The sequence below is a fragment of the Lysinibacillus sp. NPDC097279 genome (assembly GCF_044761745.1).
GTDB lineage: Bacteria > Bacillota > Bacilli > Bacillales_A > Planococcaceae > Lysinibacillus.
In genome coordinates this window covers 17402-31537 of record NZ_JBIWDA010000004.1, presented here as the reverse complement: position 1 = coordinate 31537, position 14136 = coordinate 17402, and the positions used below count along the sequence as shown (strand labels likewise).

At 38.3% G+C, this 14136-nt stretch carries 14 protein-coding genes; 5 read left to right on the top strand and 9 right to left on the bottom strand.

Annotation, left to right across the window (positions count from 1 at the left end; all coding sequences use genetic code 11):
• Position 1 precedes the first annotated feature (1 nt).
• Complete coding sequence (locus tag ACIQ1H_RS16120; protein WP_402890072.1) at positions 2–1054, bottom strand: sulfate ABC transporter substrate-binding protein; 1053 nt, start codon at positions 1052–1054, stop codon at positions 2–4.
• A 517-nt stretch (positions 1055–1571) separates the two neighbouring features.
• Here ACIQ1H_RS16120 and ACIQ1H_RS16115 point away from each other — a divergent pair.
• The 4 genes from ACIQ1H_RS16115 to cysC are packed head-to-tail and all read left to right on the top strand — an operon-like array spanning position 1572 to position 5122.
• Positions 1572–2273, top strand: coding sequence for a phosphoadenylyl-sulfate reductase (locus ACIQ1H_RS16115; protein ID WP_402890070.1), 702 nt, complete (start codon positions 1572–1574; stop codon positions 2271–2273).
• A gap of 16 nt (positions 2274–2289) precedes the next feature.
• Entirely contained in the window at positions 2290–3351 is a 1062-nt protein-coding gene (locus ACIQ1H_RS16110; protein WP_402890536.1) for a sulfate permease, read from the top strand.
• 41 nt (positions 3352–3392) lie between these two features.
• Complete coding sequence (gene sat / locus ACIQ1H_RS16105) at positions 3393–4532, top strand: sulfate adenylyltransferase (RefSeq protein ID WP_402890068.1); 1140 nt, start codon at positions 3393–3395, stop codon at positions 4530–4532.
• Positions 4529–5122 carry an adenylyl-sulfate kinase gene (cysC, locus tag ACIQ1H_RS16100; RefSeq protein ID WP_402890066.1) on the top strand — a complete coding sequence of 198 codons (594 nt, stop codon included), beginning with the start codon at positions 4529–4531 and terminating at the stop codon, positions 5120–5122. The genes sat and cysC overlap by 4 nt, the downstream gene beginning before the upstream one ends.
• Before the next feature lie 162 nt (positions 5123–5284).
• On the opposite strand, the gene mnhG is transcribed toward cysC, so the two are convergent.
• Genes mnhG through ACIQ1H_RS16065 form a run of 7 tightly spaced genes read right to left on the bottom strand, consistent with a single transcriptional unit; the run spans position 5285 to position 11046 of the window.
• Positions 5285–5653 (bottom strand): monovalent cation/H(+) antiporter subunit G, encoded by a 369-nt coding sequence (mnhG, locus tag ACIQ1H_RS16095; RefSeq protein ID WP_139860683.1) that lies wholly within the window; start codon positions 5651–5653, stop codon positions 5285–5287.
• Positions 5637–5918 (bottom strand): Na(+)/H(+) antiporter subunit F1, encoded by a 282-nt coding sequence (locus ACIQ1H_RS16090; protein ID WP_139860686.1) that lies wholly within the window; start codon positions 5916–5918, stop codon positions 5637–5639. Before ACIQ1H_RS16090 ends, mnhG begins: the two co-directional genes overlap by 17 nt.
• Positions 5915–6394 carry a Na+/H+ antiporter subunit E gene (locus ACIQ1H_RS16085; protein WP_340822852.1) on the bottom strand — a complete coding sequence of 160 codons (480 nt, stop codon included), beginning with the start codon at positions 6392–6394 and terminating at the stop codon, positions 5915–5917. The genes ACIQ1H_RS16090 and ACIQ1H_RS16085 overlap by 4 nt, the downstream gene beginning before the upstream one ends.
• A gap of 4 nt (positions 6395–6398) precedes the next feature.
• On the bottom strand, positions 6399–7886 hold the full coding sequence (locus ACIQ1H_RS16080; RefSeq protein WP_402890063.1) for a Na+/H+ antiporter subunit D: 1488 nt from the start codon (positions 7884–7886) through the stop codon (positions 6399–6401).
• Positions 7879–8220 (bottom strand): Na(+)/H(+) antiporter subunit C, encoded by a 342-nt coding sequence (locus ACIQ1H_RS16075; RefSeq protein ID WP_173479759.1) that lies wholly within the window; start codon positions 8218–8220, stop codon positions 7879–7881. Before ACIQ1H_RS16075 ends, ACIQ1H_RS16080 begins: the two co-directional genes overlap by 8 nt.
• The gene (locus tag ACIQ1H_RS16070) at positions 8220–8642 is read right to left on the bottom strand and encodes a Na(+)/H(+) antiporter subunit B (RefSeq protein WP_402890061.1); all 423 of its coding nucleotides are present in this window, start codon (positions 8640–8642) and stop codon (positions 8220–8222) included. Before ACIQ1H_RS16070 ends, ACIQ1H_RS16075 begins: the two co-directional genes overlap by 1 nt.
• Complete coding sequence (locus tag ACIQ1H_RS16065) at positions 8629–11046, bottom strand: Na+/H+ antiporter subunit A (protein WP_402890059.1); 2418 nt, start codon at positions 11044–11046, stop codon at positions 8629–8631. The genes ACIQ1H_RS16070 and ACIQ1H_RS16065 overlap by 14 nt, the downstream gene beginning before the upstream one ends.
• A 153-nt stretch (positions 11047–11199) precedes the next feature.
• On the opposite strand from ACIQ1H_RS16065, the gene ACIQ1H_RS16060 reads away from it, so the two are divergent.
• Positions 11200–11763: a DUF5366 family protein gene (locus tag ACIQ1H_RS16060; RefSeq protein ID WP_173479756.1), complete on the top strand. Its 564-nt coding sequence runs from the start codon at positions 11200–11202 to the stop codon at positions 11761–11763.
• Positions 11764–12199: 436 nt separating this feature from the next.
• On the opposite strand, the gene ACIQ1H_RS16055 is transcribed toward ACIQ1H_RS16060, so the two are convergent.
• Positions 12200–14050: a transglycosylase domain-containing protein gene (locus ACIQ1H_RS16055; protein ID WP_402890056.1), complete on the bottom strand. Its 1851-nt coding sequence runs from the start codon at positions 14048–14050 to the stop codon at positions 12200–12202.
• Between the last annotated feature and the right edge of the window lie 86 nt (positions 14051–14136).

The following is a 14136-nucleotide window of genomic DNA, read 5'->3' as shown; positions in this document are numbered from 1 at the left end:
CTTATTGTGGGACGTAAATTTCATCGAACGTGCCACCGTCTTTAAAATGCTTCGACTGTGCTTCTGTCCAACCGCCAAAATCTTCAATTGATATGAGTTCAAGCTGAGGAAATTGATTTTGATATTTTGCTAAAATTTCTTCATTGCGTGGTCGATAATAGTTTTTGGCAGCAATTTCTTGCCCAGTATCGCTATATAAATGTTGTAAGTATGCTTCCGCCACTTCGCGCGTTCCTTTTTTATCTACAATTTTGTCAACAATTGCGACAGGGGGCTCAGCTAAAATACTCAATGAAGGTGTAACGATTTCAAATTCGTCCTCCCCTAATTCATTGAGAGATAAATAGGCTTCATTTTCCCAAGCAATTAACACATCACCGATTTTCCTTTCAACAAACGTAGTCGTTGCGCCTCGAGCACCAGAGTCAAGTACTTCCACATTGCTATACAATGCCTTCATGAACTCCTTTATTTGCTTCTCGTCATTGTTATACAACTTCGCAGCATAACCCCATGCGGCTAAGTAATTCCAACGTGCACCGCCTGAAGTTTTAGGATTTGGTGTGATGACTGATACATCGTCTTTTGTTAAATCACGCCAATCTTGTATAGCTTTTGGATTGCCCTTTCGAACTAAAAAAACAATTGTGGAAGTGTATGGTGTAGAATTATTTTCAAATTCTGTTTGCCAGTCTTTGTTTAGTAAATCGCGAGCTTGTGCAATTTCATCAATATCGTAGGCAAGTGCAAGTGTTACAACATCGGCTTCTTGACCATCAATGACTGCGCGTCCTTGTTTACCAGAACCACCATGCGATTGATGAATCTTCACATCTTGACCTGTTTCATTTTTCCACTTGGCAATAAAGTCTTTATTAAATTCGTCATAAAGCTCACGTGTTGGATCATAAGAAACATTTAGTAGCTCAACTGGCTTTTTTATGTCTCCCGTACTAGTATCGTTGTCTGTAGACGCGCTATTACATCCTGTTAACAGTAAAGTTAAGCCAGATATCAGTACGAACGATTGGAAAATACGCTTTCTTTTTTTCATTCAAAATCTCCCCTTTTCATCAAAAGAACATAAAAGGCCATCTGTCAAAAACGTGTACAAACACATTTTGAGTAGATGGCCTTCAGATCCTCTGATCAGCATTTTTTTGTTTTAATTAGCTTATTACCACATTAAACATATATTTCCTATTAGTCAACAAGGAATTAAAAAATTTCTCTTTGTAGTCAGACAAGTATGTGTCGTGCAATTGCTGAGTAGCAAAGGGCGAATTACGTGAATAATATTATTTGAAGGTGCCACTAAATGGGAGAAAAGACGATATTGCAGAAAAAAGTTCAGATTTTTTAGAAAACCTAGTTGACTACTAGGTGTAATTTAGTATATATTTGGTAATAAGAAATTGATTGATAAATGAGGTACAAGATTACTAGTTTACAATCATCCATAAAAGCTGGCTAGTCAAACTAGAGGCGTTTTAACGAAGACACACTACCATAATTGTGTCTGTTGTTAAAACGCCTTTTTCTATATCCGAAAATGTTTCGAGGGGGATTACATGTTAACGTATGCAACTTGGCAGGAGCCAACGACTAACTTTGGAGTGGATGAAACCTATAAGGGTGCACTAGAGGTTTTACAATGGAGCTATGCACAATATGGGGATGACATCGTGTATGCTTGTAGCTTTGGTATAGAGGGAATCGTCTTAATCGATCTAATCTCAAAGGTTAAACCTAATGCTACAATTGTTTTTTTAGACACAGATGTCCATTTTAAGGAAACATATGACACGATTGAAAGAGTTAAGAAAAAGTATCCACAGCTTAATATCATCTTGCAGAAACCTAAGCTTACACTTGATGAGCAAAAGGCTCAATATGGAGATGAATTATGGAAGTCCAACCCTAATAAGTGTTGCGATATTCGAAAAATTAAGCCATTGCATGAGGCTTTATCAGGAGCTACTGCTTGGATTTCAGGTTTGCGCAGGGAACAATCACCGACACGACAACAGACGAATTTTATTAATCGTGATGATAAATTTAAGTCGATTAAAATTTGTCCGCTCATTCACTGGTCGTGGAAAGATGTTTGGCGTTATGTATCAAAGCATGATTTAACTTATAATCCGCTACACGATCAAGGCTATCCGAGCATTGGCTGTGAACACTGCACACAACCAGCATTTACAATGGATGACCTACGTGCAGGCAGATGGCAAGGATCTGCTAAAACTGAATGTGGGCTACATGAATAGGGGCGGTTAAATGATGCTGGAATATATTGCGATAGCCATTAGTTTATTTTTTGCAATGAATATTGGTGCAAGTGGAGCTGCCGCTTCAATGGGTGTAGCCTACGGAGCGGGTGCTATTAAAAAAGCTTGGCACGCATTACTAATTTGTGCAGTAGGGGTTTTTGCAGGCGCCATTTTAGGTGGCGGGGAAGTTGTAAAAACGATAAGCTCAGGGATTATGCCACAAGAGTATATAACTGTAAAAATCGTGGTGATTATATTAATTTCTGCCACCAGCTCATTGTTCCTTGCCAATTTACTAGGTATTCCATTATCAACAAGTGAAGTTACTGTAGGGGCAGTCGTTGGTGTAGGAATTGCCTATCGTGTGCTATATGTCAAATCATTACTTGTTATTATGGCCTTTTGGGTCATCGTTCCTCTGATCGCATTTGTTATTGCACTTGTAGTTGGCAAGTTACTTTATAGATTTCGAGGAAAGAGCTTTTTGGCAAACCATCCGCTGTTAACAGTGCTACTTGTACTTGCAGGATTTTTTGAAGCCTTTTCAGCAGGTATGAATAATGTTGCCAATGCTGTTGGCCCACTCGTAGGTGCTGGGATGATAACTGTCACAAATGGCATATGGCTTGGTGGTGCATTTGTTGCACTAGGGGCAATGCTATTAGGAAGACGTGTACTAGAAACAAATGGGAAAAAGATTGTTCGCTTTGAGAAAGCTGAGGGCATTTTAATTTCAAGTACAGGTGCATTGCTTGTCGGTATCAGTTCACTGTTTGGATTGCCTGTACCACTAACACAAGTAACGTCATCTTCTATCATAGGCATAGGGATGGCGAAAAGCGGCAAACAAATTTTTCATAAGCACATCGTAAAAAAAATTATGTGTATTTGGATTGTTTCACCTATTTTTTCATTAGCAATTTCTTATAGTCTAGTGCAGTTATTTATGGAGAAAGATTTATATGCCATCGTCATAATGGGAAGCGTCATAATCGGAACGCTTGGTGCAATTAGTTTAATGCGAACAATGCGTGAAGAAGAACGGTCAATATACGATGCAGGTGAAGGTATTTAACTATAAAACATACTATTTAAATCAATTTAGGGGGAATAAAAATGACGTTACAACCACATGGCGGAGCTTTAGTGCAAGCCTATCATCCACAAAAATCGATAGTACATATTACAAAGGAGATCGAATTGGATGCAATCGCATTAAGCGATTTAGAGTTAATTGCAATCGGTGGATATAGCCCAATCGATGGCTTTTTCACTAAAAATGATTACGAATCTGTCGTTGAACATACAAGGTTGGCCTCTGGCATTGTGTGGAGTATTCCTATTACACTTCCTGTTGACAAAGAGTTGGCTACAACATTGCAGCCAGGAGATGAAGCGAAATTAGTATATGGCAACGATGTTTATGGGACCATTGATATTACTGATATATATGAGCCAGATAAACAAAAAGAGGCATTACTTGTTTACGGTACACAGGATTTAGCACATCCTGGCGTGAAAAAGCTTCATGAGCGGCAGGCCATATATGTAGGCGGTAAAATTACATTAATTAAGCGACTTGAGCAAAAATTCCCTACGTATTCATTTGATCCACAGGAAACACGTCAGCTATTTAAGGAGAAGGGTTGGCAAACTATTGTGGGCTTCCAAACACGTAATCCAGTCCATCGTGCACATGAGTATATTCAAAAGGCGGCATTAGAAACAATTGATGGCTTATTTTTAAATCCATTAGTTGGTGAAACGAAGTCGGATGATGTATCAGCTACGATACGTATGGAGAGCTATGAGGTGCTATTAAAAAATTACTATCCTCAAAATCGTGTGCAATTAGGTGTCTTTCCAGCAGCTATGCGTTATGCAGGACCAAAGGAAGCTATTTTCCATGCACTTGTGCGAAAAAATTACGGCTGCACCCATTTTATTGTAGGACGTGATCATGCTGGTGTAGGCGATTATTATGGCACATATGATGCACAAAAAATCTTTGAACAATTTACAGAAGATGAGCTTGGTATTGTACCGTTAAAGTTTGAGCATAGTTTCTATTGCACTACATGTGAAGGGATGGCAACAACAAAAACATGCCCGCATGATAGCGCATCCCATGTTATTTTATCTGGTACAAAGGTGCGCGAAATGCTTCGAAACGGGGAAGTACCTCCAAGTACATTTAGCCGCAAAGAAGTGGTCGATGTTCTGATTAAAGGAATGCGTCAGGAGGTTTTAAAATGAGTTCTAATATCGTTTGGCATGAATCATCCATTACAAAAGAAGAACGCCGCACTCAAAACAACCATCAAAGCTTTATTTTATGGTTTACAGGACTATCTGCATCAGGAAAATCATCAGTAGCCAATGCTCTTGCTCGTGCACTATTTGAACGGGGGAACCAGGCATTTGTACTTGATGGCGATAATGTACGACATGGTTTAAATAATGATTTAGGCTTTGATGAAGGAAGCCGTAAGGAAAATATTAGACGTATCGGGGAAGTTGCCAAGCTTTTTGTGGAAAGTGGTCAAATTGTACTTACAGCTTTTATTTCACCTTATAGAGAGGATCGCCAAGTTGTTCGAAAGCTTGTGGAAGAGGGAGAATTTTTAGAGGTGTATGTTAGATGCTCTGTAGAAACGTGTGAGCAGCGCGATCCAAAAGGTCTTTATAAAAAAGCTCGCAATGCAGAAATTACTAATTTTACAGGTATTAGTGCACCATATGAAGAACCAGAACATCCCGAATTTATTTTGGACACTGAGCGCTATTCTATTGAGGAATGTGTCGAGCTGCTCACGACGTTTTTAACGGCAAAGGGCTATATTTAATTGGTATATCGCCGATAAAAGTCCGCGAATCGCCGATTAAACTTGAGAAATCGCCGATAAAAGACAGTGAATCGCCGATAAACCTGCGGAGAGTTACGACATAGAAAAAGTGTTAGATTGATTGCAGTCAATCTAACACTTTTTGTTTTTGTTTAAGTCTTTTTATTTGATACCTTGTTCTTTTTTCATTTTATCAATCTCAGGACCTAGCTCGTCACGAACTGTTCCTTTCCAAGGTTTCACACCTGCTATATAGGAGGAACGGGTCATAATATGTCCACCGACAGGGCCTGTAATAAAGAGAAACAATATACCGAGTAAAATACGAGGGTTAAAATGATCCTCGATAAGCCAAAAGTGAAAGAATACACCAATCAATACACACATAACACCGAGTGTTGCACTTTTAGAAGCGGCATGTGCCCGTGTATACAAATCTGGTAATCGAATGAGCCCTATAGCTGTTACGACGATAAATAGTACTCCGATAGAAATGAACAGAATAACTAAAGTATTAGCGAGAATTGTCACGTTTAATGATGTCTCCTTTCTCTATGAATTTAGAGAAAGCAACTGTACCGATGAACGATAAAATCGCTAACAATAATACAATTTCTAAAAAGAAGCTCGTTTCCACTAAAATCGAAAATAACGCGATTAATGAAATGAGTGATACCCCTAAGGAATCAAGTGCTACGACGCGATCGGACGCGGATGGTCCTTTCACCATACGGAAAATTACTGCTATCATTGATAAGCAAATCACTACGATCGCTGCAATAATAAACGTCATCATGATTTACTCACCTCCAAAATGGCTTTTTCAAAAGAGTCTCGGATGGATGCAATGGCATCGTCCACATCACTAATATCAATAGCATGGACAAACAATGTTTTGGCATCATCCGATACATGTACGACGACGGTTCCTGGTGTTAATGTAATGAGACTCGATAATAATGTAATTTCCCAATCTTCTTTTAAGACAGTTGGATAAGCAAAGAAGGCAGGTTGCATATCTAGCTTAGGTTTTAGCACAACTTTTAGTACTTGAATATTTGCTAATATTAACTCCTTAAAGAACAGGACAGTAAGTTTAATGATTGCCCATATACGGAAAACATAGAGCCTTTTAAAAAAGAATCTCCTCATAATCACAAGCAAAATAATACCGAGAATGAAGCCTACTATAAAGCCTGTTGCTGTATAGTTCGATGAAAGAAACATCCAAACGAAGGCAAGAGCAAAGTTTAAAATAATTTGAAATGCCATAGCTCTAATCCTCCTTCATTACAGCATCTATATAAATAGATGGGTCATTTAATAGTTTTGCAGCATCATCCATAAATGGTGTAATCCACTCTGAACCGACACCGTATGCTACTGTAATAAGCACTAATATGACAGTTGGCACAAAAAGGGTAGTATATACTTTTTTATCGACAGTACCTGTTGTTTCTTTTTCCTCACCCCAGAAGGCATAAAGGAAAATACGAATAACAGAAAGTAACACAAGTAAAGAGGAGGCTAAAATAAAAATACTACTCCACATGCTTCCAGCCTCAAAGCCCCCTTGAACGATTAACAGCTTGCCCACAAAACCACTAAGTGGGGGAATGCCAGCTAAACCGAAGGCTGCTATTAAATAAAACCAGCCTAGCACAGGGTACTTTTTCATAAGACCGCCCATCTTACGTAAATCTGATGTGCCTGTAATGTAAATAACAATACCAATCAACATAAAGAGAGCAGCCTTAATTAGCATGTCATGGATTAAGTAAAACATCGCACCCTTTAACGCTACTTCATTCATTTGAGATACACCAAATAAAATGACACCGACTGCAATTACAATGTTGTAGATAATAATAAGTTTGACATCGAAATAGGCAAGTGCCCCGATACAGCCTGCAATAATCGTTCCAATCGCTAATATCATTAACAAATGATGTGTATACGATAAATCATGGACGAAAAATAATGTATATGTGCGAGTAATCGCATAAACGCCAACTTTTGTTAAAAGTGCACCAAATAGTGTTAACACAGGAATTGGTGCAGCTGCATATGAAGTTGGAAGCCAGAAGTAAAGCGGGAATATCGCCGCTTTTAAACCAAATACCATTAAAAATAACACAGCAATAACGGTTATGATACCTGGCTGATTAATCTCGCTAATTTTTACTGCAATGTCTGCCATATTCAATGTGCCTACAACGGAGTAAAGAAAAGCTACCGTAATAACAAACAATGCAGAAGAAATGACATTGATTAAAATATATTTAATGGAGCCTTTCAGTTGTCCTTTTTCTCCACCTAGTACAATTAGTAAATACGACGCCATTAACAGTACTTCAAAGAATACGAATAAGTTAAAAATATCCCCTGTCGTAAATGCGCCATTCACACCTGTTAAAATAAACATAATACCAGGGTAATAGAAAAAGCGTTCTCGCTCTTTTGTGATAGAACCAAAGCCATACCACACAACGAAGAATGCAATGAGCAATGTTGTTGTTACTAATAGTGCTGACATCATATCAGAAACCATTGTTATACCATAGGGTACTGGCCAATCCCCGAATGTCACCTTTTGCAGACCATCATGTTTTACTTTCATCAATAGGGAAATGGCTGATATGAAAGCGAGTAGGATTCCCAGTAAAGCAAATGAGCGCTGATATTTTAAATTTTTCTGCCCAAACATTAAAATCATACCGAAGAAGAAAGGGATGATGATTGGCAGTAAAAGGAAGTTATTCATCCTCATCACTTCCTCTCATTAAACTAATATCATCAGTTTCTAGCTCCTGATACGAGCGATAGGCAAGTACTAGGAAGAAAGCCGTTACCCCAAAACTAATAACAATCGCGGTTAAAATTAAAGCTTGTGGTAAAGGGTCCGCAAATGTTTTGGCCCCATCTTTTAATACAGGAGGAGCTTCCCCTGTCAGTCCACCCATTGTTAAAATGAGTAAATGTGCACCGTGACTTAAAAGTCCAGTACCAATAATAATGCGTAATAAGCTTTTCGATAATATTAAATAAACAGCTGCCATAAACAAAAAGCCAATGACAAACGCCATAATTATTTCCATTATTCATCCTCTCCAATCGTTTGAATAATGGTCATCGTAACGCCAACAACAACCAAGTAAACACCGCTGTCAAAAAGCATGGCAGTGTGTAAGGATTGCTTACCTAGAAGCGGTAAATCGAAATAATCAAAGAAATGTGTGAAGAATGGTTTCCCTAAAAACATAGGGAATGCCGCTGTTGCAAATGCCAATAATAAGCCCGTTGCAGTTAAATACGTATAGTTGATCGGTAAAACATTGCGTACAGTGTTTAAATCAAAGGCAAGTACTAAAAGCACGATGGCACTGGATGTTAAAAGTCCACCAACAAAGCCTCCACCTGGTGTATAATGACCAGCTAAAAAAATATGAATGGAGAAGAAGAAAATAATGAAGAATACAATTTTAGCTGTAAATTGTATTATCACATCATTTGTTTTCATGCGATTTCTCCTTTCTATTCATGCGCAGCTTAATCATTGCTAAAATTGCCATTCCAGCAATACCTAACACGGTAATTTCAAATAATGTATCAAAGCCACGGTAGTCTACTAAAATAACATTGACGATATTGCCGCCACCCGCTAAAGAATAGACGGTTTCTTCGTAATATTTTGAGATAGTCGGCACAAGCTTTTGAGAATGTGCCGATAAAGCTATAAGCGTCACCATCACACCAACTGCGATGGAAATTACTGCACGATTTAACTGAAAGCGCATGCGTTCCTCACGTTTTCCGAGTTTCGGAAGATGATAAAATGCCAATAAAAATAATGCAACAGAAATAGTTTCAATTACTAGCTGTGTTAATGCTAAATCAGGTGCATTGAACATAACGAAGAATAATGCGACAGTGTAACCGACAGAGCCAAGTCCAATAATTGCTGTAAGACGTGACTTCGCAAAAATCGTAATCGCTGTGCCGATAATTAACACGACAATTAAAATTAATTGGTAAGATCGAATTGGTGCCGCACCTTCAAATGATAATGAAAAGGCATCCTTGGCAAATAATGTCCCAATGGAAATAACGGCAATAGCACTAAACATATACAATAAGTAGTGGCGCATTGAACCAGTCATATAAAGACGGGATACACGATTTAATCCGACATCTAAACCGAACATTGCTTTGTCATAGGCATTATTGAGCGTAAGAGCACGTGGGAATAGATTATAAATGCCTTGCCATTTAGGTAAGCCAACAAATAAAAGGACACCTATAATGACAATACCGATAGTCATGATTAATTCTGGTGTTAGACCCCCATGCCAGGCAGCCACGTGAATATTGATATCTTCAGGAAGATCATATAAAAACGGCTGAATAGCTTGTACTGCTGGTTTGACAAACGTATCCCCAATAATATTAGGGATGAAGAAAATAATGACTACTAATGATGCTAAAATCATCGGTGATATTAGCATACCAATTGGAGCCTCATGTGGTTTATGAGTGTAAAGCTCTGGTTTATATTTTCCTGTAAATGTTCTAAATACAAAGTAGAAACTATAAATAAACGTAAAAATACTCGCTATCCAAGCAACGATAGGGAAGAGAACACCCCATGTATCAAAACCAAAAAATTCAAAATTTTGAAGTGCTAACATAGCTGTTAAAAACATTTCCTTACTTAGAAAACCATTAAATGGTGGTAAACCTGCCATTGAGAAGCTGCCAATAGCCGCCACTGTAAAGCTAAGCGGCATAATGCTCATTAATCCTCCAAGCTTACGAATATCACGAGTACCTGTTTCATGATCAATAATCCCCGCAATCATGAATAAGCTACCTTTAAATGTGGCATGGTTGATTAGGTGGAAAATGGCTGCAAAGGCCGCATATTTAAACACTGAATCAGCCGCACCGTTTACATGAAATGCAACTGCCCCAGCGCCGAGTAACGACATAATTAATCCAAGCTGACTGACAGTAGAAAATGCTAGAATTCCTTTTAAATCGGTTTGTTTTACTGCAAAGAACGAACCCCAGAATAGTGTTAACAAACCTATTCCTGTCACAAGCCAAACCCATAGCTCAGAAGCTGCAAAAATTGGTGTAAAGCGAGCAACTAAGTAAATGCCTGCTTTTACCATTGTTGCAGAGTGTAAGTATGCGCTGACAGGTGTCGGTGCTTCCATTGCATCTGGTAACCAAATGTAGAATGGGAATTGTGCAGATTTTGTAAATGCGCCTAGGAGTAATAAAACAAGTGCCCATGTGAACAATGGATGTTGCACTAGGTTTGGTGCCATTGCAATGAGTTCACGAATTGAATATGTTCCACCCATTAAATAAAGAAGGATAAATCCTCCTAACATCATTAAGCCGCCGAAGACTGTAATCATCATGGATTTTAGTGCACCAAAGCGAGAAGCATCACGTGTGTACCAATATCCAATAAGTAGGAATGATGAAATCGACGTTAACTCCCAGAAGAAGTACAATGAAATTAAATGGTCAGATTGTACAACTCCGAGCATTGCGGTCATAAATAATAATAAGTAAACATAAAAATTATGTAGTTTTTCTTTATGTTTATCTAAGTAGAAAATGGAGTAAAGCACAACGAGTGAGCCAATTCCTGTAATGAGTAACGAAAACAGTAAGCTAAGTCCATCCAAATACGATACGATCGAAATATCGAGCGATGGAATCCAAGGTATCCCATCATAAAACACTTCTCCTTGGGCAACTCTCGCTATATAAGTAGCGTAAATAACGGCGAGTGTTGCAGGCACTGCAAGAACAAACCAGCCTGTGTGAATATTTTTAATGCTTTTATATATAAAAGGCACAAATATTGCAGCAAGCATCGGGATGAAAATATAGAGTACTTGTAACAAAAAAATCCTCCTTTATGCAGGTAAGTGTAATAATTATAACGTACTTTCGTAGGGAATGCATATGGCCTAACAGGATTTAGCTTGGATAGCAGAAGAATTTTCGCTATATTATAAATAGGAAGTTATCAAAAAAAACAGAGGAAAAAATTTTTTATGAGGAACCCTTACATATATGGTTATTTACCATTAATTACAATTTTATTGTTTAGTTTAACATTCGGTATGTATGCAGTAGGCGAAGCATTACAAATCTTCCAAGCAATCGGTGTTTATTCAGGAATGCGTGAATTTTTATCGGATTTTGAATTACGTGTATTATTGCTTGTTGTATTTGCAGTTATTTTTTTTATGGCAATTTCAGCGCTTAAATTAGTTGGAGAAACAATTCATGAACTAGGAATGTTATTTTTTTCAAAAGATAATGAAGGGGCAGCGGTAAGCCAAGCACGTGGAGGCTATGTCATTTTATTTATTGGAGCTATGTGTTCTGTCTTTGCTATTCAATCGATTTATGCATTAGCGGGTATATTCGTATTAACGATTTTTGTTTATTTCATTTATCTTATCTATAAAATGAGCCTTTTTATGTCCATGGGAGGAACGATTGGATTACTAATATTTGAGCTTTTCATGTGGACAATATTATTTTCGTTATTAGTTTATGTCATATTAAAATTGTATAACGGTGTACTGGCAAGCCTTCCTTTTGCAAAATAGAGTGACAGGCACCGAAACAATTCTGAATTTTCACGGTGACAGGCACCGAAATAATTCTGAATTTTGCTAGTAGGAAATAACCAAGTAAAAACCCACGTAGACTCCTGCGGGAACGCACGCAAAGTAAGACGCAACAGGCGACGCGATAGCGACGGTTGCGGCTTACAGAGTGCCCGCTGGAAAGCGAAGTGGGTTTTTACGCTATAAGAAGTCATTTTTATAAGGAGATATTAGGTGTCGGTGACAGGCACCGAAACAATTCTGAATTTTGCTAGGAGGAAATAACCAAGTAAAAACCCACGTAGACTCCTGCGGGAACGCACGCAAAGTAAGAAGCAACAGGCGACGCGATAGCGACGGTTGCGGCTTACGGAGTGCCCGCTGGAAAGCGAAGTGGGTTTTTACGCTATAAGAAGTTATTTTTTGCAAGAAGATATTACTCTAGTAAAACATTAAATAGCTTGTGATGGATTTTATACGCTTCTAGTTTTTCCATTGGTTGAGGTTTATCATAGCCTAGCCAGACAGCGGCTGTATACTGATCATTTAAGCCCGCGAGCCAATAATCGCGGTAATCATTTGTCGTACCAGTCTTAGCACCAACATAGTTACTATTATTATAAACACCTTGCCCCGTCCCATTTGTTACAACCTCAGCAAGTAACTCCCGCATATATTTTACCGTTTTGGGCGACCATATTTGATCGCGTTCCGAATCCCAGCTATATAGCACGGTACCATCATTTGCCGTCACCTTGCGAATACTATGTGCCAAGACATATGAGCCATCAATAAAGCTTGAATAGGCATCTGCTAGCTCAAGTGCTGTGACACCGTACGTTAATCCACCCAATGAAGCGGCATACGTATGATCCTTTGCTACGATGGAGCGGAAATGGAATCGATCAAGGTAACTAAATGCCGTCTCCACTCCAACAGCGTTAAAAAGACGAAGCGCGGAAGTATTATAACTATTACGGAATGCTGTACGAATAGTCACATCCCCATATTTATACCCCCCATAGTTTTGAGGGCAAAAAGAACCGACACAAAAACTACCACCGTTTACGATGGAATCAGGCGTATGTGTGCTCGTTTCAAAAAAAGGTGCGTAGACCGCAAGTGGCTTAAATGCTGAGCCAGGCTGTCTTGGTCCTTGAAAAGCTCGATGATAATCAAATTTCTCATAATTTTTACCAGCATATAGGCTGATAATTTCACGCGAAGTGTTATTAATAACAGCTCCTGCTGCCTGCAATTCCCCAGTTCCTAATATAGCTGTCATTTGCTGTTCATCATGATCTTGTTTAGCTGGATCAAGGGCCGTATAAATAGTTAAACCATTTTGAAACAAAGTGTTGAGACGGTTGTCTAGTTGTGTTTGGATCGACTTTTTTTCTTCTTCACTTTGCGTATTTTGAAGTCGATCTTTGTAGCCCTCTTTCTCGGCTACAAGCCAACGTAGCTCTTGAAGAACATAAGTGCTATACATCGGATAGCTTTGCATCTTATTTTTGACATTTAATATTATTGGTGCTGCTTTATAAGAAGTGGCATCTTCTTTTGTAATAGCGCCACTTGCAGCGAGTGTATCGAGTAGCCGTTCCTGTCTTGCCTTTGTCTCATCAAAATTTTTTAATGGATTATAAAGTGATGGGTTGTTTGGAATAGCGGAAATAAAAGCAATTTCAGCAATTGATAAATCTTGAATAGATTTTTGAAAATAAAAAGTCGCGGCACTTCCGATGCCATAAACTTGGTTGCTAAAATAAGATTCATTTAAATACATTGTTAAAATTGCATCTTTATCGTATTTTTTTTCAAGTTCGTAGGCATAAAATAATTCCGTCAATTTACGTTCGTACGTTTTTTCATCCGATAAATAGCGCATTCGAACAAGCTGTTGTGTAATGGTACTGCCACCTTGTGATGTGGCATTAGCGTTAGAGTTTGCGACAACAGCACGAATAATGGCACTTAGATCGAAGCCGATATGTTCATAAAAGTCAGCATCCTCACTAGCAATAAAAATTTCCTGGGCAATTTGTGGAATTTCTTGCAGTGTTAATGGTTGTCGCCATTCGACATATTCTTCGCTAAAGGTTTGACCATTCTGATCTATTAATGTAACGGGAAGTTGAACTTGTACTTCAGGCACATCAATTGTCCCTTCAATTTGTTCTTCGTGCGCTTGAGCTGTATTCAACTCTGTTCGTATATTCGTTCCAATCCACCAAATGGTAGGTAAACATAGAGTAATAATAATAAAACCAAAAACCTTTTTCATATATGCCTCCAACTTTGAAAATAAGTCTTTCAACAGAATAGCATATTTTGGATGCTTTCCAAATACTCGTTGAGACCTATTTACGC